At 61.6% G+C, this 21,362-nt stretch carries 18 protein-coding genes; 15 read left to right on the forward strand and 3 right to left on the reverse strand.

Going from position 1 to position 21,362, the window contains the following annotated elements; translation table 11 throughout:
* Nucleotides 1-35 precede the first annotated feature (35 nt).
* Entirely contained in the window at nucleotides 36-3,233 is a 3,198-nt protein-coding gene (locus AC1DIX_RS18725; RefSeq protein WP_477326403.1) for an Rne/Rng family ribonuclease, read from the reverse strand.
* A 722-nt stretch (nucleotides 3,234-3,955) separates the two neighbouring features.
* Between AC1DIX_RS18725 and AC1DIX_RS18730 the strand changes: the two genes are divergently transcribed.
* The 8 genes from AC1DIX_RS18730 to AC1DIX_RS18765 all read left to right on the forward strand — a co-directional run bounded on the left by AC1DIX_RS18730 (nucleotide 3,956) and on the right by AC1DIX_RS18765 (nucleotide 10,500).
* The gene (locus AC1DIX_RS18730; RefSeq protein ID WP_477326405.1) at nucleotides 3,956-4,924 is read left to right on the forward strand and encodes an RluA family pseudouridine synthase; all 969 of its coding nucleotides are present in this window, start codon (nucleotides 3,956-3,958) and stop codon (nucleotides 4,922-4,924) included.
* Entirely contained in the window at nucleotides 4,924-5,583 is a 660-nt protein-coding gene (locus AC1DIX_RS18735) for an HAD-IIIA family hydrolase (protein WP_477326407.1), read from the forward strand. Before AC1DIX_RS18730 ends, AC1DIX_RS18735 begins: the two co-directional genes overlap by 1 nt.
* Nucleotides 5,580-5,951: a Rieske (2Fe-2S) protein gene (locus tag AC1DIX_RS18740; RefSeq protein WP_477326409.1), complete on the forward strand. Its 372-nt coding sequence runs from the start codon at nucleotides 5,580-5,582 to the stop codon at nucleotides 5,949-5,951. The genes AC1DIX_RS18735 and AC1DIX_RS18740 overlap by 4 nt, the downstream gene beginning before the upstream one ends.
* Nucleotides 5,952-5,966: 15 nt before the next feature.
* The gene (locus AC1DIX_RS18745) at nucleotides 5,967-6,956 is read left to right on the forward strand and encodes a S49 family peptidase (protein WP_477326411.1); all 990 of its coding nucleotides are present in this window, start codon (nucleotides 5,967-5,969) and stop codon (nucleotides 6,954-6,956) included.
* A 120-nt stretch (nucleotides 6,957-7,076) separates the two neighbouring features.
* Nucleotides 7,077-7,418, forward strand: a complete 342-nt coding sequence (locus AC1DIX_RS18750) for a hypothetical protein (protein ID WP_477326413.1) — start codon at nucleotides 7,077-7,079, stop codon at nucleotides 7,416-7,418.
* A gap of 172 nt (nucleotides 7,419-7,590) precedes the next feature.
* The gene (locus tag AC1DIX_RS18755; protein ID WP_477326415.1) at nucleotides 7,591-8,304 is read left to right on the forward strand and encodes a pseudouridine synthase; all 714 of its coding nucleotides are present in this window, start codon (nucleotides 7,591-7,593) and stop codon (nucleotides 8,302-8,304) included.
* 160 nt (nucleotides 8,305-8,464) lie between these two features.
* Nucleotides 8,465-9,460, forward strand: coding sequence for a phospholipase A (locus tag AC1DIX_RS18760; RefSeq protein ID WP_477326417.1), 996 nt, complete (start codon nucleotides 8,465-8,467; stop codon nucleotides 9,458-9,460).
* A 38-nt stretch (nucleotides 9,461-9,498) separates the two neighbouring features.
* The gene (locus AC1DIX_RS18765) at nucleotides 9,499-10,500 is read left to right on the forward strand and encodes a fumarylacetoacetate hydrolase family protein (RefSeq protein WP_477326419.1); all 1,002 of its coding nucleotides are present in this window, start codon (nucleotides 9,499-9,501) and stop codon (nucleotides 10,498-10,500) included.
* 51 nt (nucleotides 10,501-10,551) lie between these two features.
* Here the strand turns inward: AC1DIX_RS18765 and AC1DIX_RS18770 are convergent, their stop codons facing one another.
* Together AC1DIX_RS18770 and AC1DIX_RS18775 are read right to left on the reverse strand one after the other, a co-directional pair.
* Entirely contained in the window at nucleotides 10,552-11,715 is a 1,164-nt protein-coding gene (locus tag AC1DIX_RS18770) for a hypothetical protein (RefSeq protein WP_477326421.1), read from the reverse strand.
* A 91-nt stretch (nucleotides 11,716-11,806) separates the two neighbouring features.
* Complete coding sequence (locus tag AC1DIX_RS18775; protein WP_477326423.1) at nucleotides 11,807-12,187, reverse strand: hypothetical protein; 381 nt, start codon at nucleotides 12,185-12,187, stop codon at nucleotides 11,807-11,809.
* A gap of 370 nt (nucleotides 12,188-12,557) precedes the next feature.
* Between AC1DIX_RS18775 and AC1DIX_RS18780 the strand changes: the two genes are divergently transcribed.
* The 7 genes from AC1DIX_RS18780 (at nucleotide 12,558) to AC1DIX_RS18810 (ending at nucleotide 21,356) form a co-directional block, all read left to right on the forward strand.
* Nucleotides 12,558-14,462, forward strand: coding sequence for a polysaccharide biosynthesis/export family protein (locus AC1DIX_RS18780; protein WP_477326425.1), 1,905 nt, complete (start codon nucleotides 12,558-12,560; stop codon nucleotides 14,460-14,462).
* A gap of 72 nt (nucleotides 14,463-14,534) precedes the next feature.
* Nucleotides 14,535-15,728: a GumC family protein gene (locus AC1DIX_RS18785; protein WP_477326427.1), complete on the forward strand. Its 1,194-nt coding sequence runs from the start codon at nucleotides 14,535-14,537 to the stop codon at nucleotides 15,726-15,728.
* A 57-nt stretch (nucleotides 15,729-15,785) separates the two neighbouring features.
* Nucleotides 15,786-17,081, forward strand: a complete 1,296-nt coding sequence (tviB, locus tag AC1DIX_RS18790) for a Vi polysaccharide biosynthesis UDP-N-acetylglucosamine C-6 dehydrogenase TviB (protein ID WP_477326429.1) — start codon at nucleotides 15,786-15,788, stop codon at nucleotides 17,079-17,081.
* An 18-nt stretch (nucleotides 17,082-17,099) separates the two neighbouring features.
* Nucleotides 17,100-18,155 carry a Gfo/Idh/MocA family protein gene (locus AC1DIX_RS18795; protein ID WP_477326431.1) on the forward strand — a complete coding sequence of 352 codons (1,056 nt, stop codon included), beginning with the start codon at nucleotides 17,100-17,102 and terminating at the stop codon, nucleotides 18,153-18,155.
* 33 nt (nucleotides 18,156-18,188) lie between these two features.
* A complete protein-coding gene (locus tag AC1DIX_RS18800; protein WP_477326433.1) occupies nucleotides 18,189-18,773 on the forward strand; it encodes an acyltransferase in 585 nt (194 codons plus the stop codon).
* Complete coding sequence (locus AC1DIX_RS18805; RefSeq protein ID WP_477326474.1) at nucleotides 18,773-19,870, forward strand: DegT/DnrJ/EryC1/StrS family aminotransferase; 1,098 nt, start codon at nucleotides 18,773-18,775, stop codon at nucleotides 19,868-19,870. Before AC1DIX_RS18800 ends, AC1DIX_RS18805 begins: the two co-directional genes overlap by 1 nt.
* Before the next feature lie 22 nt (nucleotides 19,871-19,892).
* Complete coding sequence (locus AC1DIX_RS18810; protein ID WP_477326435.1) at nucleotides 19,893-21,356, forward strand: lipopolysaccharide biosynthesis protein; 1,464 nt, start codon at nucleotides 19,893-19,895, stop codon at nucleotides 21,354-21,356.
* The last annotated feature ends 6 nt before the right edge of the window (nucleotides 21,357-21,362 follow it).

Genomic DNA, 21,362 nt, shown 5'->3' on the forward strand with positions numbered 1-21,362 from the left:
CCGAAGCTTCCTTTTTTATTGGACAAGACCGCGTCTTACTGGCGCGTATCCACCTGGATCAGCGGCTCCTGGGCCGGCGGCGGCGCAAGCTTGCGGGTGCGGCCGAGACGGACCGGCTGCTGGGACTGGGCGGCCGCTTCCTGGGCGGCGCGCAGCTTTTCCGGATCGGTCGATGCCAGTTGCAGACCGGCCTGGGCCAGCGTTTCGCCCAGATCGGCCGGGGCAGCGGCAACCGGAGCCGGTGCCGGTGCGGGGGCTGCGACCGGAGCCGGGGCCGAGGCGACCGGCGCCACCGGCGCCGGCATCACGACCGGCTGGGCAGCCGGAGCGGCGGCTTCGACCGGAGCCACGGCTTCAACCGGAGCCGGTGCCGGAGCAACCGGAGCAACCGGAGCAACCGGAGCAACCGGAGCAACCGGCGCCATGGCGGCAGCGTGACGGGCTGCGGCTTCGGCGACCGATTTCGCGGTCGGGAAGGGCCACGCACCCTGGTTCGATGCCTTCACCTCTGCGGCAGCGGCCTCGGCTGCTGCCTGTGCGGCGGCGACGTGCAGGGCTTCTGCTGCCGCGGCTTCGGCACGTGCCCGGGCTGCGGCTTGTTCGGCGGCGGCGTGTTCGGCCGCGGCTTTCTCGGCAGCGGCTTTCACCGAAGCGGCGGTCGGGAAGGGCCACGGACCCGGGGCAGCAGCAGCCTTGGCCGGCTTGGCGCCTTTGGCTCTCGCAGCCTTGGTTTCGGCCTGGACCTTGGCGGCTTCTTCGTCGGCAACCGGTGCGAAGGCCGGTGCCGCGCCTTCTTCACCGCTCTCGTTGTCGATGATGTCGGCCCCGTCGCGATCGCGGCGGTTGCGGTTGCGGCCGCCACGACGGCGGCGGCGGCGCGGCTCGTCGCCACCATCGGTCTCGGCTTCCTCGCCGTCCGGGCCGATGGCCGTCACGGTCTTCACCACTTGCTCCTGGATGATTTCCTGATCGCCATTCGGAGCGGTCGTCGCGATCGTGACGGTGGTCGCGGCGCTAGCCTGGACCACGCTCAGTTCGTCGGCCTTGGCTTCGACCACCTGGGCGCGCTCGGCACGCTCACGCGGCTGGCGCGGCTGGCGCTCGGCACGTTCCGGACGCTCGGCGCGTTCGCCACGCTCGGCGCGCGGGGCCGGCTGGGCTGGTGCCTCGGCCTGGTCGCGGGTTTCGCGCACTTCACGGGTCTCGCGGCCTTCGCGCGGCTCGCGCGGTTCACGCGGCTTGCGCGGCGGACGGGCCGGCTTGCCTTCGGCGTCGACCGGCTTGGCGGTCTCGTCGGCCGGCGCGCCTTTGGCGAGCTGTTCGCGGTCTTCGCGCTCGCGGCCCTTGCCGGTGCCCGTACCGTTACGGCCGCCACGGCCATTGCGCTGGCCACGGTTGCCGCGCTCGCCGCGTTCGGCGGCTGCCGCTGCCGGCTCGGCCGGCTTGACGGGCGCCGCTGCCGGAGCCGGCGGCGGGGTCATCGGCGCCGGGCTGCCGAAGAAGAAATTACGCAGCTTGGCAAAGAAGCCCTGCTCGGCCGGAGGCGGTGGCGCCACCGGCGCGGCGGGGGCCGCGGCAGGAGCGGCCTCGGCCTTGACCGGTTCGCGGCGCTCCACCATCGGCGCCGGCTGGGCCGGGGTGATGGTCTTGACCACGGCTTCCTGGCGCGGCTTGGCTTCTTCCTTCTGGCGCTTGGCGTAAGCCATGTCGGTGTCGGCCGACTCGGCCATCGTGTAGCTGGAGGCGGCGTCTTCCAGGCGCGGATCGTCGTGCTTGATGCGCTCGAGCTTGTAGTGCGGGGTCTCCAGATGCTTGTTCGGGATCAGGATGACGGTGATGCGGTGACGGTTCTCGATCTTCAGCACTTCGCCGCGCTTTTCGTTCAGCAGGAACGCAGCGACGTCGACCGGAACCTGGACGTGGATCGCGGCCGAGTTTTCCTTCATCGCCTCTTCCTGGATGATGCGCAGCACCTGCAGGGCGGAGGATTCGGTATCGCGGATGTGGCCAGTGCCCGAGCAGCGCGGGCAGGTGACGTGCGAACCTTCCGACAGCGAAGGACGCAGGCGCTGGCGCGACAGTTCCATCAGGCCGAAGCGCGAGATCTTGCCCATCTGGACACGTGCACGGTCATGGTGCAGGGCATCCTTCAGGCGCTGTTCGACTTCGCGCTGGTTCTTGGCGACTTCCATGTCGATGAAGTCGATCACGATCAGGCCGCCCAGGTCACGCAGGCGCAGCTGGCGGGCGACTTCGTCGGCCGCTTCGCAGTTGGTGTTGAAGGCGGTGGTCTCGATGTCCGAACCGCGGGTGGCGCGGGCCGAGTTGACGTCGATGGACACCAGGGCTTCGGTGTGGTCGATCACGATCGCGCCGCCCGACGGCAGCGGGACGGTACGCGAGTACGCGGTCTCGATCTGGTGTTCGATCTGGAAACGGGAGAACAGCGGGACGTCGTCGGTGTAGCGTTTCACGCGGTGCGCCATGTCGGGCATCACGTGGCTCATGAACTGCTGGGCTTGGTCGAAGATGTCGTCGGTGTCGATCAGGACTTCACCGATGTCGGGCTGGAAGTAGTCGCGGATGGCGCGGATGACGAGGGAGGATTCCTGGTAGATCAGGAAGGCCCCGGGGGCCGATTTGCCGGCGCCTTCGATCGCGCGCCAGAGTTGCATCAGGTAATTCAGGTCCCACTGGAGTTCTTCGACGGTGCGGCCGATGCCGGCGGTCCGGGCAATCACCGACATGCCCTGCGGCAGGTCCAGCTTGTCCATGGTCTCGCGCAGTTCCTGGCGTTCTTCGCCTTCGACCCGGCGGGAGACGCCGCCGCCGCGCGGATTATTCGGCATCAGGACCAGGTAGCGGCCGGCCAGCGAAATGAAGGACGTCAGTGCCGCGCCTTTGTTGCCGCGTTCCTCTTTCTCGACCTGCACCATGATTTCCTGGCCTTCGCGCAGGGCTTCCTTGATGGTGCAATTCCGGACGTCGACACCTTCACGGAAATAGGAGCGGGCGACTTCTTTAAAGGGGAGGAAACCGTGGCGGTCTTCGCCGTAGCTGACGAAGCAGGCTTCAAGGGAGGGTTCGATTCGGGTGATGACGCCTTTGTAGATATTCGATTTTCGCTGTTCGCGACCGGCGGTCTCGATATCGATGTCGATCAGTTTTTGGCCGTCGACAATCGCTACGCGCAGCTCCTCTTGCTGCGTAGCGTTAAACAACATACGTTTCATTTTTATTAACTCCGCGGCCCGTGGACCGTTTAATTGCTGGAAACGTACGCGGGGAGGGGAGTGTTGGCGGTGGTATGCCCGGGGCGTGGCACGGCATTGCCGGCCACAGGGCGCAAATGGCATCGAACGTCATTGTCGCGCGCACGCCGCAACCTTGTTCGGCCGGCGCGGCCCGATCAGGGCGGCGCCAGGGCCTTGGGGCGGGTGCTAACAGCGACCACAGCCAGACCGCGGGGCGACCGTAGCGGGAATCCGGACCAGGCGCTTATCAGCCTTGGCCTGCGGGTTCCTGGAGAGGCTCCTTGCAGCGGGTCCGGCGAAAACGACAAGCGTTATCGACGCCATCACCCGGCGAGCCAGGCTGAACCTGGCTTGCCGGTACTTATCCTTACGATTCCAAACAATCCAATCCTGCAGTCCTGTGCGCTACCCGATTACAACTGCGGTGCAACCTTGGCGCGCACAAGAATGTGCGTACACGTTTGTCATCTCACCCAACCTGCTGCGCTTCGCATTGGCGGCCTGCGATGCTCGCTGTACTTTCGTACAGCCGCGCTTCTCGGTCACCACTACTTCCGCTCGCTACGATTTTGCGAGATTCCTTTTTTTCTTCATCGAATTCGCATTTTTGCGGGGTCGACGAAGGCGCCCCTGTGTAAAATATCGTTTTAATTCTTACACCAGCAGAGGTTTGACCGCCGCCTGTCGATTATATATTCAAAATGAAGGACTTAGAGAGAAATTCTGTCCAGCTTGTAACAATCGCTGAAGAAGAAGCCGGGCAACGTATCGACAACTACCTGCTGCGTGTTTGTAAAGGTGTCCCCAAAAGCCATATTTACCGCATCCTCCGCTCTGGCGAAGTGCGTGTGAACAAAGGGCGTATCGATCAGTTGTACCGCCTGCAAACGGGCGATGTGGTGCGTATTCCGCCGATCCGCATCGCCGAAAAGGCAGCCGGCAGCGCTCCCGTGCCCGGCGCCGAATTCGCGATCGTGCATGAGGACAGCCACCTGCTGGTGATCGACAAACCGGCCGGCGTCGCCGTGCATGGGGGCTCGGGCGTGTCCTATGGCGTCATCGAACAGCTGCGCGCGGCGCGTCCGCAAGCCAAGTTCCTGGAACTGGTGCATCGCCTCGACCGCGAAACCTCGGGTTTATTGTTGTTAGCGAAGAAACGTTCGGCGCTGACCAATTTGCACGAGCAAATGCGTGACGGCAAGACGGACAAGCGCTACCTGACCCTGGTCAGCGGCAACTGGACCAACCCGCGCCAGCACGTCAAGCTGCCCCTGCACAAGTACACGACCTCGGAGGGCGAGCGCCGCGTAGTGGTGCAGGCCGGCGGCCAGGAAGCGCATACCGTGTTCAACCTGCTGCGCCGCTGGGAAGGCTTCGCCCTGCTCGAAGCCGAGCTCAAGACCGGACGTACGCACCAGATCCGCGTGCACCTGGCATCGAGCGGTTTCCCGATCGCAGGTGACGAGAAATACGGCGATTTTGCATTGAACAAGCAGCTTCAGAAGGCAAACAATACGCGCGGAGCCCTCAAGCGGATGTTCCTGCATGCGTACCGGATCACTTTCCAGCACCCCGAAACCGGCAAGCCGATGACCCTGACGGCGCCGCTGCCGGCGGAATGCGAGCGTTTCTTGGTAAGCTTGGGGCAACCGACAAGCAAACATTCATAATGGCACGCAAGCAATTCGACCTGATCGTCTTCGACTGGGATGGCACGCTGATGGACAGCACCGCCACCATCGTCAAATGCATCCAATCCGCCGCCAAGGACCTCGGCCTGAGCGTTCCCAGCGATGCCGCCGCCGCGCACGTGATCGGGCTCGGCCTGCTTGAAGCGATGCAGGCCGTGATGCCGGACATCGACCCGGCCCTGTATCCGCGCATGGTGGAGCGGTATCGTTATCATTTCCTGACAAAAGACCACGAACTGGTGCTATTCCGTGGCGTTCCCGCCATGCTGGAAGAACTCTCCCAGCTCGGCTATTTCCTGGCCGTCGCCACCGGCAAGAGCCGGGTCGGCCTGAACCGCGCCCTGAATGCCTGCGGACTGCTGTCGACCTTCGATGCAACCCGTTGCGCGGACGAGACATTTTCCAAGCCGCACCCTGCAATGTTGCAAGAATTGACAAGGGAGCTGGGGCAGGACATGCGTCGCACCGTTATGATCGGCGACACGACGCACGACTTGCTTATGGCCAACAATGCCGGCGCCTCCGGCATCGCGGTCGAGTATGGCGCGCATCCTGTGCAGCAACTGCATGCATGTCACCCGATCTTCACGGCAAAGAATGTGCCTGAACTCCACCAGTGGCTGGTCGAGAACGCATGAGCGAAGCAAACCAGGTCTATATCTGCGGGTCCGATGCCCTGGTCGACGGCGGCAATGGCGTCCGCTTCCCGGTGGTCGCGTTCGGCGATGAAGCCACCGGTTTCGTGGTGCGCCATGGCGGCAAGGTCTACGGCTACCTGAACCGCTGCGCCCACGTTCCCGTCGAATTGGACTGGTTCAAGGGCGAGTTTTTCGAGTCGAGCAAGCTGTACCTCATGTGTTCGACCCACGGCGCGATCTATGCGCCCGAAACCGGGGTCTGCACAGGTGGACCTTGCCGGGGCGGCAGGCTGCGCCCGATTGCCGTGCGCGAATCCGGCGATGGCGTCTATTGGCAGCCGGACCAGCATTTCCAGCCGCCGAAGTAAAACAAGCACACATTTATGAGCGAAAACATCAGGAACGAGAATCAGAACGTGAATGACCCGGGCGCCATGCGCAACTGGGAACGCGAGACCCTCGAGCGGCTCGTGTTTGCCACGGTGCGCGAGCAGCGGGCCGCACGGCGCTGGGGAATCTTCTTCAAACTATCCTTCTTGTTGCTGGCATTTCTTGCGATCTGGGCCTATTTCGATTTCAGCACCGGCTCCGGCACCGAATCCCTCGGCCGTCATACCGCCCTGATCGAAATCGACGGCAGCATCGACGACGAAGGCAGCGGCGCCGCCGATACCGTGATCCCGTCCCTGAACAAGGCCTTCGCCGATGCCGGCTCGGCCGCGGTGGTATTGCGTATCAATAGCCCGGGCGGCAGCCCGGTGCAGGCCGGCATCATCGTCGACGAAATCCAGCGCCTCAAGAAGGGCTATCCGAACAAGCCGCTGTACGTGGTCGTGGACGAAATCTGCGCTTCAGGCGGCTATTACATCGCCTCGGCCGCCGACAAGATCTTCGTCAACAAGGCGAGCATCGTCGGTTCGGTCGGCGTGCTGATGGACGGCTTCGGCTTTACCGGCCTGATGGACAAGCTGGGCATCGAGCGCCGCCTGCTGACGGCGGGCGAAAACAAAGGCTTCCTCGACCCCTTCAGCCCGCAATCCGACAAGCAGAAGCAGCACGCGTTGACCATGCTGAACGAAATCCACGAGCAATTCATCGCCGTGGTCCGCGCCGGCCGCGGCAAGCGCCTGAAGGAAAATCCGGAAATCTTCTCCGGCCTCTACTGGACCGGCGCCAAGGCCGTCGAGATGGGCCTGGCCGATGGCTTCGGTACCGTCGACACCGTCGCCCGCGACGTGGTGAAGGCCGAAGACATCATCGACTACACCGCGCATGAAGGCTTGCCGGAGCGTGTGCTGAAGAAATTTGGCGCATCGGTGGGGGCCGGCGCCGTGCATTCGATTTACCGGGGGCCTGTTCCGAGTCTTCGCTGATTGATATCAATGTGCCTTGAAAATTCCAAAGTGTCGCCTATAGTTGTTTTGTAGCTTACACCTACAGACCCGCTTCAAGGCGGTTTCGAGTGAACTCCATTCCTCAGGTTGGATCCCGCTATGGGAGAAAACGACGGCGCAAGCCGTCGTTTTCATTTATTCGGCATGAAAACCTCCATCCTCGAGCCAGGCCTGGAATTGGCGCTGGGCCTGGCCGTACCATGCGGCACGCATGGGTACGTTGTGAGCGGAGGCAAAGACATGGGGAGTATCGCCGCCGCGTGTCCAGCGCGCCAGCGCGAGGCGGGTTGGAAACGCCGCCGCGTACTCGCTCGCCACATGGCATGTCTGATCCATGGAATCCTTTCCATGAAAGGGAGGGCGATTTTTTTCTTCTTTAATATGCACATTTACCTCATCTCTTGGTTTGAAACATCGGTGAGTGTTAATCCTACAAGTTGATGAACGGTAGTCCTAAGCTCAACGATTGTAGGTCGATTCCTAACGAGGCTTCAGTGTAGCAATGGAAACTGATGTGGCATTGACGCGTGTCAAACGTAGTTTTGCTACCGATTCAAACAGTGGAACTACCTGATCTATGCCATACACATCCATTCTGTTAAAGTCCCGCCCCATGAGCAAACTTTCCCTTGACCGCGTGCTGCAATCCCAGGGCTTCGGCACGCGCAAATACTGCCGCGCCCTGATCGAGGACGGTGACGTCGCGATCGGCGACGAGGTCCAGACCAGCTACAAGACCGCGGTCGAGACCGATGGCCTGGTGCTGACCGTGTTCGACGAGGAGTGGGTCTATCGCGAGCGCGTCTATATCGCCCTCTACAAGCCGGCCAACTTCGAATGCTCGCGCAAGCCCAGCCACCATCCCGGTGTGCTGACCCTGTTGCCCGAACAATTTACCTGGCGTGAAGTGCAGCCGGTCGGCCGCCTCGACCACGACACCACCGGCCTGCTGCTGATGTCGGACGACGGTCCCTTCATCCACGCCCAGTCCTCGCCCAAGCGTCATGTGCCGAAGGTCTACCAGGCAAGGACGCAGGAGCCGGTGACCCAGGCCTTGGTCGACCAGCTGCTGGCCGGCGTCCAACTGATTGATGAGCCCGCTCCGCTGGCGGCCTTGAGCTGCGTCCAGCGCGGCGACCACCAGCTCGAGATCGTGCTGGAGCAGGGAAAATATCACCAGGTCAAACGCATGCTGGCCGCAGCCGGCAACCACTGCGCGGCCCTGCACCGCTCGCAGATCGGCGGCCTGACGCTCGAATCGCTCGGCCTGAAGGAAGGGGAGTGGTGCTATCTGGAGCGGGCACAGCTGGATTTGCTGGTGCCCTGAGACGGTGCTTGCGAAAGCAGCGGTGGTTTCGTGCGACGCACGGCAGCTTTTTCCGCGACACTTGTCATTACTATTGAGGCAACTCAGCAAGATGATATTGATTTCTCCGAAAACGTACCGATTCCTCTCCGTTTCAGCACTCTTTGTTCTGAATCCCGCCTTGGCCCAGCAGGGCGCTCCGGACTTGGCCGGCTGTGCACAGATCACCGATGCCGCCCAGCGCCTGGCCTGCTATGACCGTCTCGCCGGCGTCGGCCCCGCGCCCGCGCCCGCACCAGCGGCCGCAGCGGTGTCCAGCCCGCCGGCGGCGCAATCCGAGCGCGAAGTCCAGTCCGCCCTCGACCTCTCGCCCGAAAAGACCCGCGGCTTCARCCTGGCCGATCATTGGGAACTGGATCGGGAGCACAAGCGTGGCGTCTTCAATTTCCGTCCGCACAACGCGAACTACCTGATGATCACGCGCACGGCGCATCCGAACGATGCGCCTTACCGGCCCTTCCGCAACCTCGCCGACTTCAACACCGACCTGGCGCACAACGAACTGGTGTACCAGCTGAGCTTCAAGACCAAGGTGCTGGAAGACATCGGGAAGAAGCCGGTCGACCTGTGGTTCGGCTATACGCAGAACAGTTTTTGGCAGGCCGGCAACCGCCAGGCATCCAGTCCCTTCCGCGAAACCAATTACCAGCCCGAGCTGATGGCGGTAATGCCGCTGAACTTCGACGTGCTGGGCATGCACGCGAGTTTCTTCAACCTGGGCGTGGTACACCAGTCGAACGGCCAGGTATCGACCTTGTCGCGCAGCTGGAACAGGGTCTACGCCCGTGTCGGCCTGGAGCGGGCAGGATTCACCGTCACCGGACGAGTCTGGAAACGCATCAACGAAGCGGCGAGCGACGACGATAACCCGAACATCGTCGACTACATGGGCCGTGGCGACCTGGCCATCACCTACCGCAATAACGGACACGATTACTCGGCCCTGCTGCGCCGTAACTTCTCGACGAACCGCGGCGCGGTCCAGCTCAGCTGGGCTTTCCCGCTGGCAGGTCACTTCAAGGGCTATGTGCAGTATTTCTCGGGCTATGGCCAGAGCATGATCGACTACGACTACTACCAGAACGTGGTCGGCGTGGGGTTGCTCGGCACCTTCTGAGCGGCTTGCCGCCGGCCCGGCTGCACTACAATGGCGACATGAAACTCGCCACCCTCAACGATGGATCGCGCGACGGCCAGCTGGCCGTCGTCTCGCGCGACCTGAAAGCCGCCCACATCGCCGACGGCATCGCTCCCACCCTGCAGGCCGCGCTGGACGACTGGGCCTTCATCGCGCCCCAGTTGGCGGAACTCTACGACCAGCTCAACGCCGGCCGCGCCCGCCGCCCCTTCGACTTCGACCCGGCGCGCTGCATGGCGCCGCTGCCGCGCGCCTACCAGTGGGCCGACGGCTCGGCCTATGTCAACCACGTCGAACTGGTGCGCAAGGCGCGTGGCGCCGAGATGCCGGCCTCGTTCTGGGCGGAACTTAATCTCGATGAACCGCTGCTGTACCAGGGCGGCAGCGACGATTTTCTGGGCTCGATGGACGACATCGTGCTGGCGCACGAGGAATGGGGCATCGACTTCGAGGCCGAAGTGGCCGTGATCACCGGCGACGTCAAGATGGGCGCCACGCCCGACGAGGCGCACCAGCAGATCCGCCTGCTCATGCTGGCCAACGACGTCTCGCTGCGCAACCTGATCCCGCCCGAGCTGGCGAAGGGCTTCGGCTTCTTCCAGTCGAAACCGGCAACGGCCTTCTCGCCGGTGGCGGTGACGCCGGATGAGCTGGGCGAAGCCTGGAAGGGAGGAAAGGTCCACCTGCCGCTGCGCTCGACCTGGAACGGCCGCCTGGTCGGCCAGCCGGATGCGGGCGTCGACATGGTGTTCAATTTTCCGCAGTTGATCGCCCACCTCTGCAAGACCCGCAACGCGCGCGCCGGCAGCATCGTCGGCTCGGGCACGGTGTCGAACAAGGATGCCTCGCGCGGCTATTCGTGCATCGCCGAACAGCGCTGCCTGGAGACGATCGAATACGGCCAGCCGGTCACCCAGTTCATGCGCTTCGGCGACACGATCCGCATCGAGATGCTGGACGAGAAGGGCAAGTCGATCTTCGGGGCGATCGAGCAGAAAGTAGCGCGGCTGGAGCGCTGACCAGAGCTGCTTGCATTAGCACGTCGTCCCCGCAAAGGCGGGGACCCAAGTTTACTGTCCGGAGCCAAAAAAACTTCCGTCGACGTTGTCGCCTCGTAAATCGATCTCCACCGGCCGCGAAACCCTGCGCACCACATCCGCACCCAGCAGCCGCCCATCCGCCTCATGCACCCGGTACCAGAGGAAGGCCACGCCGGAAAGCCGTAGCTTCTGCCCCGTGAACAGGGCATCCTTCACGATGCTCATCCCCTCCAGCCGCAAGTCGAAATCCAGCACCGGCGACCCCTCGGTGCGGGCCGCATAGYCCAGATAGCGCGCCGCGTTGTACAGCGGACTGCGCTCGCCCGCCTCGCCGGCCTTGAGCGAGTCGATGAAGGCGTCGACGGTCTTCAGCAGCGCGCCGGCGTTTGAGGCCAATGCCGACAGCTCGCGTTTTTCCTCGCCCTTGGCGGCATCGGCCAGCCGGTTCAGCGCCGCGATCCGCTGCGCCAGCTCGCCACGCTGCGCCGCCAGCGCACGCACGCGGGAGAGCAGGGCGGCGTCCTGCTTGCCGTCCAGCTCACCCAGATAGCCTGCGCCGAGTCCCGCGATCCGCTCCGGGCAACTGCGCGCGAGGGCGGTCGCGAACAGGGCGCGGGCGCCGTCGCCATAGCCGATGCCCTGCGCCGACACGTCGGACCTGAACAGCGCGGCAAGGTCGGCGCCGGCCTTCAGCGTCGCCGGCACCGCCGTCAGCACGGTGAAGGCGACGGCGGCGGCGCTGCCCTGCGGCGTATGCGTCTCGATGGCCTGCTGCAGCTCCTTGTTCTGCTTGCCCAGGTCGTCCTTGAGGCGCTCGATCGCGTCCTGCACGAGGCGCGCCGCCAGGACGCCCTGGGCGGCAGCCGGTTCGTAGATGGCGGTTTTGCGGCCGGCGGGCAGGGCGGCGCAAACTTCCGTGGCTAGCTCACGGGCCAGGTCGAAGGCCCTGACCAGGCCAGCGGCGCCGAATTTGCCGGTGTCGACGCTGCCCTGAAGCGGCTTGATGGAGGAGGGCGGCAGGCGGGCGAGCAGCTCGGCGCGTTCGGCCTGGGCGATGGCGGCGCGGGCTTCGGCTTCGCGCTGGGTGGACACCAGGTCGGCGAGGATGGTTCCCGCACGGGAAGTCGTTGCGATTGAAAGAATAATGTAAAATCCGGCAGCGCGAAAAACAGTGTTCGATTGAAATATTTTCATATCAAATATTCTATCTTTATTAATTTTATTTTAACGCGACCACTTAAAATCTCACCAAAAATCACCGAAATGCGAGACCTTCATTACCAATCTATCCATAAGTGAATGATTTGTTTCTTGCGCTCGGGCAAAGCCTCCATTGAAGGGGGATTTTGACTGTGGTGTATATGCCGAATTTCATATCCTTCGCTACAAAGAGCATAGATTTGGTGACAACAAAAGGTTTCCCAATCATATTGCTGTCGGGTAAAATGCCAGACTGTTCGAGACGCGTCCACGCTCCACTCCTCCTAAGACCAATGTTCAAGTTCACCAAGAGTTTTACGGCCGTCGCGCTGGCCATGACGGCTATTGCCGCTTCCGCCCAAGAGACAACCAACAAGGCCGACATGTTTGGCCAGGACACGCCGTCTACGGTTAACAGCTCGGCAGCCGCCGGCTCGTCAACGACGCCTCGCAGGGTATCCATCACGAATGCCCCTGCGAATCAGGTCGGTGACCAGGGATTGAATCAAGCGTATGGACAGGGGCAGGGGCAGGCTCAAGGTAAAGGCTCCGCTCGTGCTGCGGGCATGGGCAGAAACCAAGCTGACCGTCAAGCCGGCCGTTTCGGAATTTCGCCGAACGGCGCGCGCGATAATGGGAGGGCGCGCCTGTTCCCGCAGCAAATGGTTGACCAGGATGCGCCACTGAGCGAATTCCAGAAATTCATCGAAGATAATACCGGGCAGGTATTACCGATTTTCGGTTCCGAATTCTTTGCCAGCGCGCCGTCGACTTTTACGCCCATTCTGAATTCTCCGGTCCCCAGCGATTATCCGCTTGGTCCGGGCGATGAATTGATGATTCGCGGCTGGGGCACGATCGATATCGATTTCCGCGCGACCATCGATCGTAACGGCACCATCAATATTCCGACCATCGGTACGGTCGTGCTGGCGGGCGTCAAGGCCGGCGATGCCGAAGCCGTGATCCGCAATGCGGTCGCGCGCCTGTACAAGGGCGTGACGGTCAGCGTCAATTTCGGTCAGCTGCGCGCGATTACCGTGTACGTGGTCGGCCAGGCCAGCCGTCCGGGCACTTACACCGTGTCGAGCCTGTCGACCCTGGTGACGGCGCTGTTCGCGAGCGGCGGTCCGAACGCCAACGGTAGCATGCGCCGCGTGCAGGTGAAGCGCGGCGGCAAGGTCGCAGCGGAGCTGGACCTGTATTCCTTCATCGCCAAGGGCGACAAGTCGGCCGACATCAAGCTGCTGGACGGCGACACCATCTATATCCCTCCGGCCGGCGGCTATGTGGCGCTGGTTGGCAAGGTCAATAGCCCGGCCATCTACGAACTGAAGAACAGCAGCGACAGCATCGGCTCTCTGCTCGACTTCGCCGGCGGCCTGCCGGTCGTGGCCGATCCGCGCCGCGCCTATCTGGAACGTATCGATCCGGACAAGAATCATCCGCGCAGCGTGGAAGAATTCGCGCTGAACCCGCAGGGGCTGCAGCGCCCGCTGAAGAACGGCGACGTGCTCAATGTGGTGTCGATTACGCCGGACTTCTCGAATGCGGTGGTGTTGCGCGGTAACGTCGACCAGCCGGTGCGTGCGCCGTTCAAGCCGGGCATGCGCGTCAGCGACCTGATTCCGAGTCGCGAATATCTGATCAGCCGCGAATCGACCAAGCGCCAGAACAATGTCGTGGCGGCAGGCGACAACGAAAAGGATACGACCGAGGATGTAGCGAAGATCGCCTCGCGTATCGGCAACCTGATCACCCCGATCAACTGGGAGTACGCCGTCATCGAGCGCGTCAATCGCAGCGACCTGAGCGTCAAGTTGATCCCATTCAACCTGGGTGCCGTATTCACCAATCCGGCCGGCCCGGACAACGTCCAGCTGCAGCCGGGCGATACGGTGACCATCTTCTCCCAGGAAGACGTGGCCGTGCCGATGGACAAGCGCCAGGTATTCGTGCGCGTGGAAGGCGAAGTCAATGTGCCGGGTGTGTACCAGATGACGGCGGGTGATACCCTGCAGAGTCTGATCGCCAAGGCGGGCGGCCCGACCGGCAACGCCTACCTGTTCGGTACCGGCTTCTATCGCGAAGAGGTGAAGAAGGAACAGGAAGCGAACCTGCAGCGCGCCGCGGACCGTCTGGAAACCCAGCTGCGCAGCGAGCAGTCGCGCCAGATGGCCAACCTCCGCGGCACGTCTCCCGCCGAGGCTGCCGCGATGACGGCCCAGTTCGAATCCGAGCGCCGTTCCGCGGAGGAACGTATTGCACGCTTCCGCAAGCTGCAGCCGACTGGCCGCATTGCCTTTGGCCTGGACCCGAACGAGCGTTCGTTCGCGCGCCTGCCGCAGGTCACGCTGCAGAACGGCGACCGCCTGGTGGTGCCGTCGAAGCCGGCCTTCGTGCACGTGTTCGGCGCCGTGAACGTCGAGGCATCGCCGCTGTGGCGCTCGAACAGCCGCGTCAAGGATTACCTGCGGATGGCCGGCACGACCTCCGATGCGGATATCGACAACGCCTTCGTGCTGCGTGTCGACGGCACCGTGGTGTCGGCTGATTCGGAGGGCTGGTTCTTCGGCAAGATCGGTGGTCTCGAGGTGATGCCGGGCGATACGATCGTCGTGCCGGAAAAGCTGGACAAGCAGACTGCGTGGACCAAGTTTACGCAGGGGGCGCGTGAGTGGACGCAGATTCTGGCGAACTTCGGTCTGGGCGCTGCCGCCATCAAGACCTTGCGTCAATAACTTTTTGCGGCCACAAAGAAATTTAACAGCAAAGCGACTGTGAAAATCGTCGCAGCGCGTTGATGAAGCCTTATGGATATGGAACTGAAACCACCGTTGCAAGCACAATCGGAACAAGCGGATTTGGCCGGTCTTGCGATCATGTTGTTCACTCGCAAACGATTAATATTGAGCGTGACCGTCGCAGCATTCATTCTGTCCGCAGCGTTCAGCATGTTTTTGCCAAATCAGTATCGAGCCGATGTGACGATTTTGCCGCCGCAGCAGAACACCGGCGGGGCGGCGGCTGCAATGCTCAGCCAATTGGGCGGTGCCGCTGGCTTGGCGGCCGGTGTTGCCGGACTCCGCACGCCTAACGAAATGTATGTCGGCATGCTTCGTAGCCGCGCAGTCGGCGACAAGGTCATTCGAAAATTCAATCTGCAGAAGCGCGAAGATGGGGCATCGCTGGAAGCCGCACGGAAATCGCTGGAAGCAAACACGACGATTGTGATCGGCAAAGACGGTTTCATCGATCTCGAGGTTGTGGATCGTGACCAGAAGCTGGTTGCCCCGATTGCGAATGCGTACGTTGCCGAACTACAAAACCTGGTCCAGCAGTTGGCAGTCACCGAGGCGTCGCAGCGTCGTGTGTTTTTTGAGCGTGAACTGGTCGCGGCCAAGAACAGCCTTGCTACGGCTGAACTGACGCTCAAGCGCGCTCTGGCGACAAGTGGTGTAGCCAGTCCGGATGCGGAAACCGCCTCTCTGCTTGAAAATACAGCCCGACTGAAGAGTCAGGCGGCAGCGAAGGACGTTCAGCTTCGCGCGATGGGAGCATTCCTGACGCCGAATAATCCCGAGTATCGGAAGCTGGAGGAAGAGATTCGCAGTCTGCGCACCGAAATCGCGAAGCTCCAAGGGGGGAGCGATAGTGACGCGAACAATGCCCAGGATTCGAGCAATGACCGTGCGACGGGCAACGTGCAACTGTACCGTGATCTGAAGTACAGGCAAATGCTGTACGAACTGCTCGCCAAGCAATACGAAGCGGCTCGACTCGACGAAGCAAAGGATCCCGCCCTGATCCAGGTAGTCGACCAGGCAAGCGAGCCGGAGCGGAAGTTCAAGCCGCGCCGATCTCTTTTTGTCATGGTTTGCACCTCCATTTCAGCGTTCTTAGCCGTACTCCTGGCGATCATGCTTGAGATGGGGCAGCGCCAACTCCGAGTGCTGCGGACCAGCGATCGGTGGAATCAATTGAAATCGCCAACGAATAAACGATAGACAGTGAACCGAAGCGGCTCACTGATATCCAGCAATTCCAAGAATGGAGCAAATAGTTTGGATCTGATTAATAAGAAAATTGCCGTGATTGGTCTCGGCTATGTCGGCCTGCCATTGGCCGTCGAATTCGGTAAATATCGGCCTGTTACAGGCTTCGATATCAACTCGGCGCGTATCGGCGAGTTGTCGGCAGGTGTCGATGCAACGCTTGAGGTGACGGCAGAGCAACTGGCCAACGCCGAACATCTGAAGTTCAGCTCCAATCTCGACGATCTGCGCGACTGCGGCGTGTTCATCGTCACGGTGCCGACGCCGATCGATGCTGTCAACCGCCCCGACCTCACTCCCTTGATCAGGGCGAGCGAAACTGTCGGCAAGGTCATGGGTGAGGGAGCTGTCGTGATTTATGAATCCACGGTCTACCCCGGATGCACTGAAGAGGTCGCTGTACCAGTACTCGAAAAGCATTCTGGATTAAAGTTTAACGAAGGCTTTTTCTGTGGATACAGCCCGGAGCGTATTAATCCCGGCGATAAAGTAAATACTCTCGTTACCATCCGCAAGATTACAAGTGGCTCCACGCCAGAAGTTGCCAAGGCTGTCGACCAGCTTTACGCCAGCATAATTACTGCAGGCACTTTCCCTGCAAAGTCGATCAAGGTAGCCGAAGCCGCGAAGGTCATCGAAAACACCCAACGCGACTTGAATATCGCTCTCGTCAACGAATTGTCGGTGATCTTCGATCGCCTCAGCATCGATACGATTGATGTACTGGAAGCAGCCGGAAGCAAGTGGAATTTCCTGCCCTTCCGACCGGGCATGGTGGGCGGCCATTGTATCGGCGTCGATCCCTACTACCTGACGCATAAGGCCGAGGAAGTTGGTTACCACCCACAGGTAATTCTTGCCGGCCGTCGTATCAACGACAATATGGCCCGTTATGTCGCGCGTAACGTCGTCAAGCTCATGCTTAACAACGGTATCGACGTGGCGCGGAGCAAGGTCGGCGTGCTCGGCATCACCTTTAAGGAAAACTGCCCGGATATCCGCAACAGCAAGGTCGTAGATCTCGTCAATGAATTGAAGAAGTGGAATGTCAAGCCGGTGATTTATGACCCTTGGGCCAGCGCTGAGGAAGTAAGCCACGAATATGGCCTCGAAGTCGGAAATCTTGACGACCTCCAGGGCGTTGACGCTGTGGTGGTAGCCGTCGGCCATCAGCAATTCTGCCAGATGACGCCGTCCGATCTGCGTGCCCTCTGCCGAGGCGACAAACCGGTACTGGCCGATGTCAAGGCGATGTACGACCGCGACATCGCCGCCGGCGCAGGCTTCACGGTTTTCCGACTTTAATTTTTACAAGGTAAGAACATGCGACATTACTTCCCCATTACCGACCGAAAGATCCGTATCGCCATTGTCGGTTGCGGTCGGATCGCCAAGAACCACTTCGGTGCGATCGAAAAACATTCCGAGCACCTCGAGTTGACGGCAGTGTGCGACGTTGATGCCGATCAGTTGGCTTCGCATGTCGAGCATTACAAGGTGCCTGGATACCGCGACATGGAAGACATGCTGCAGTCCGAAAAACTGGACCTCGTCGTGCTGTGTACGCCGAGCGGCCTGCACCCGGACCAGGCGGTCCTCGCTGCCAAGTACAAGGTGCACGTGATGACCGAGAAGCCGATGGCAACCCGCTGGCAGGATGGCCTGCGCATGGTCCGTGCATGCGACGAAGCCGGCGTGCGCCTGTTCGTGGTCAAGCAAAACCGCCGCAACACGACCTTGCAACTGCTTAAGCGTGCGGTGGAAGAAAAGCGTTTCGGCAAGATCCACCTGGTCCAGCTGAATGTGTTCTGGACCCGCCCGCAGTCCTACTACGATCAGGGCAACTGGCGCGGCACCTGGGAATTCGATGGCGGCGCGCTCATGAACCAGGCCAGCCACTATGTCGACCTGCTCGACTGGCTGATCGGTCCGGTCGAGAAGGTCAATGCGATGATGAGCACCACGCGCGATATCGAGGTTGAAGATACCGCCGTTCTGAACGTGAAATGGCGCAGCGGTACGATCGGTTCGATGAGCGTCACCATGCTGACCTACCCGCAGAATCTTGAAGGCAGCATCACGATCCTCGGCGAAAAAGGCACGGTTCGTATCGGCGGCGTCGCGGTCAATGATATCCAGCTGTGGCAATTCGACCAGCCGAAGGACTACGACCAGCAGATCTCCGAAGCCAACTATGCAACCACCTCGGTGTACGGTTTCGGCCATCCTCTTTATTACAGCAACGTGGTCGACGTCATGCGTGGATTGGCCGAACCCGAGACCGATGGCCGCGAGGGCCTGAAGTCGCTCGAGCTGCTGATCGCCGCATACCTGTCTTCGCGGGATGGCCATACGGTCTCGCTGCCGCTCGAATATTAAGCGCCCCCACATTTCGACATAAACGGATCGGATATGACAGCATTTACAGTCCACCCCAGCGCCATCGTCGATGCCGGTGCGCAAATCGGTGAAGGCACGCGAATCTGGCACTGGGTGCACATCTGCGGGCAGGCAAAAATCGGTAAGGGATGTTCGTTCGGGCAGAACGTGTTCGTCGGTAACGATGTCGTTATTGGCGACAATTGCAAAGTCCAGAACAACGTCAGCATCTATGACGCCGTCACGCTGGAGGATGACGTGTTCTGCGGACCAAGCATGGTGTTCACTAATGTTTACAACCCGCGCTCGGCGGTGACCCGCAAGGACGAGTACCGCCGTACGACCGTTAAGAAGGGGGCGACCCTGGGCGCCAACAGCACGATCGTTTGCGGCACAACGATTGGCGAGTACGCCTTCATCGGCGCCGGCGCCGTGGTCAATCGCGACGTCAAGCCTTACGCTTTGATGGTCGGCGTTCCGGCGCGCCAGGTCGGCTGGATGAGCCGTCACGGCGTTCGCCTCGACCTGCCAATGGAAGGGACAGGAGAAGCTGTCTGTCCGGAAACCGGTAATATCTATAAATTAGAAAACGGAGAATGCACGTGTCTGTCCCAATGATTCCCTTTATCGACCTGAAAAAACAATACGAGGCCATCAAGCCGGACGTGCAGGCGCGCATCAACCGCGTGCTCGACCATGGACAGTACATCATGGGGCCGGAAGTCCGTGAACTCGAGGCGCGCCTGGAAGAGTACAGCGGCGCCAAGCATTGCATCACGGTCGCCAGTGGCACCGAAGCGCTCCTGATCAGCCTGATGGCGCTCGGCATCGGCCGCGGCGACGAGGTGATCACGACCGCATTCACGTTCGCCGCCACCGCCGAAGTGATCGTACTCGCTGGCGCCACGCCTGTCTTCGTCGACGTCGAAGCCGACACCGGCAACATCGATATCGCCAAGGTCGAGCAGGCAATCACGCCGCGCACCAAGGCCATCATGCCGGTGAGCCTTTATGGCCAGCCCGCCGATATGGCGGAACTGAACGCCCTGGCTGCGCGCCATGGCAACATTCCCGTGATCGAAGACGCGGCGCAAAGCTTCGGCGCTGACTACCAGGGCAAGAAGTCTTGTAACCTGTCGACCATCGGCTGCACCAGTTTCTTCCCTAGCAAGCCACTTGGTTGCTACGGCGACGGCGGTGCGATCTTCACCAACGACGACGCAATCGCAAAGGCCTGCCGCGAGATCCGCGTGCATGGCCAGGAAAAGCGCTACGTCCACACTCGCGTCGGCGTGGGCGGTCGCATGGACACCATCCAGTGCGCTGTTGTGCTGGCCAAGATGGACCGTTTCGCCTGGGAGGTCGAGCAACGTCTGGCGATCGGTGCGCGTTATAACCGTGCAATGGACGAGATCGGCGCGCGCCGCGTGCAGCAGCGTGGCGACCGCACTAGTGTGTTCGCACAATATTCGATTTTTGTCGATGACCGCGAGGCCGTCCAGAAAGCCCTGGCCGACCGCGGTGTACCGACCGCGGTGCATTATCCGATCCCGCTGAACGAGCAGCCGGCATATTCCAAGAATTCGGTACTCGGCCATACGCCGGTTGCACAGGCGCTCGCCAAGCAGGTGATGAGCCTGCCGATGTCGGCCGACCTCGACGATGCAACCCTCCAGCTGATTGCCGAGGCGGTTGCCGCCGTTCAGCGCGTTTGATCGGGACATGCAGGCCTGACCTATGAAACGTAGTGCTGTGTTGGGGTTTGCGGTAGGGCCGATCGGTGCGGCCGCGCTCGGATTCATCAGCCTGCCGGCATCCACCTGGATGTTCGGCGCGGCCGACATCGGCCGTATGGCGATGCTGCAGACGCTGACCAGCCTGGCGATCATCCTGTTCGGGCTTGGGCTCGATCAGAGTTACCTGCGCGAATTTCACCAGACTCGTAACCGTTTCCGGCTATTCTGGCAAGCAACTGCGCCGGGCCTGCTGTTGCTGCTCGGCTGCGGTGGTTTGCTGGTTGGCTGCGTGCCCGGATGGGTCGCGCGGGGCGTATTTGGCCTTGACACACCTGCACTGGCCTACGTTGCACTGCTGACCATCACCGCGTCGTTCTGCTCCCGCTACTTTTCGCTGGTGCTCAGGATGGAAGAGCGCGGATTCGCCTTCTCGATGAGCCAGTTGCTTCCGAAATTGCTGTTCGTGGCCGCGCTGTTGGCGATTCACTTCGCCGGGCCCAACCGCTCGTTCGCCCACTTGCTGGGTGCGCATGTGGTGAGCATCGTTAGCGCGACTTTGATCTTTGCTTACAACACGCGCCATAGCTGGAGCCGCGCGCCGGTCGAAACCGTTGGCGATCCCATCGCCTTGAGTGGCCTGGTCAGCTATGGCATGCCATTGATGGTATCGGGCCTGGCTTTCTGGGGCCTGGAAGCCATGGACAAGGTCTTGCTGCGGATGCTGAGTAACTTCGACCAGCTGGGCACTTACTCGGTTGCGGCCGGTATCGCCGCCGTCGCCGGTACCCTGTCGGTGCTGTTCACTACAATTTGGATTCCGACCGCCTACCGCTGGGCTGGCGAGCCGGACTGTGTGCCGCGGATCGAGCAGATCGCCCACAAGATCGTCACCCTCGGGATCGTCATCATCCTTGGGGCCGGCGCCTTCAGCTGGACGTTGCGCTACATCCTGCCGGCTACCTACAACCAGGTGCAGTACCTGATCTGCGTGGCGATGCTGCCGCCAGTCTTGTATGCAAGCTCCGAGGTCACTGGCATTGGCTCTGGTATCGCCCGTAAGACCTCGGGCGTGATGCTTGCATCCGTCATCGGCTGCGCCGTCAACCTGGCCGGCAACCTGCTGCTCATCCCTGCGTTGGGCGCTGCCGGCGCTGCTGTCGCGACCGCGCTGTCGTTTTTTACCGTCTACGTTCTGCGCTCGGAAGCCTCGATGCGCAGCTGGGCACCGATGCGCCGCGGAAGGTTATATGTCCCGATGGGTGCACTGGTCTTCCTTGCCGTCGCGTTCGCGTTGACCGGTGCGCGGTATGCGGCCTTCTGGGTGGCGCTATGGAACATCCTCGCAATCTCTTTCATTGTCCGGAACCGATGCCTTTTCACCTCTATGCTGACGGATCTCCTGCGGAACAAGGCGCAGGCCGCACCGGCATCTTCCGGACCTTTCGCCGAAGCGATTGAACCTTAAAGGCAA

This window comes from Massilia sp. 05N420 (genome assembly GCF_056397205.1).

Coding starts and splice junctions, on each gene's coding strand:
- AC1DIX_RS18765 (WP_477326419.1), top strand. CDS start 9,499: ATGAAACTCGCCACCCTCAACGATGGATCGCGCGACGGCCAGCTGGCC.
- AC1DIX_RS18740 (WP_477326409.1), top strand. CDS start 5,580: ATGAGCGAAGCAAACCAGGTCTATATCTGCGGGTCCGATGCCCTGGTC.
- AC1DIX_RS18750 (WP_477326413.1), top strand. CDS start 7,077: ATGGGAGAAAACGACGGCGCAAGCCGTCGTTTTCATTTATTCGGCATG.
- AC1DIX_RS18725 (WP_477326403.1), bottom strand. CDS start 3,233: ATGAAACGTATGTTGTTTAACGCTACGCAGCAAGAGGAGCTGCGCGTA.
- AC1DIX_RS18795 (WP_477326431.1), top strand. CDS start 17,100: ATGCGACATTACTTCCCCATTACCGACCGAAAGATCCGTATCGCCATT.
- AC1DIX_RS18785 (WP_477326427.1), top strand. CDS start 14,535: ATGGATATGGAACTGAAACCACCGTTGCAAGCACAATCGGAACAAGCG.
- AC1DIX_RS18800 (WP_477326433.1), top strand. CDS start 18,189: ATGACAGCATTTACAGTCCACCCCAGCGCCATCGTCGATGCCGGTGCG.
- AC1DIX_RS18810 (WP_477326435.1), top strand. CDS start 19,893: ATGAAACGTAGTGCTGTGTTGGGGTTTGCGGTAGGGCCGATCGGTGCG.
- AC1DIX_RS18730 (WP_477326405.1), top strand. CDS start 3,956: ATGAAGGACTTAGAGAGAAATTCTGTCCAGCTTGTAACAATCGCTGAA.
- AC1DIX_RS18745 (WP_477326411.1), top strand. CDS start 5,967: ATGAGCGAAAACATCAGGAACGAGAATCAGAACGTGAATGACCCGGGC.
- AC1DIX_RS18735 (WP_477326407.1), top strand. CDS start 4,924: ATGGCACGCAAGCAATTCGACCTGATCGTCTTCGACTGGGATGGCACG.
- AC1DIX_RS18755 (WP_477326415.1), top strand. CDS start 7,591: ATGAGCAAACTTTCCCTTGACCGCGTGCTGCAATCCCAGGGCTTCGGC.
- AC1DIX_RS18780 (WP_477326425.1), top strand. CDS start 12,558: ATGATTCGCGGCTGGGGCACGATCGATATCGATTTCCGCGCGACCATC.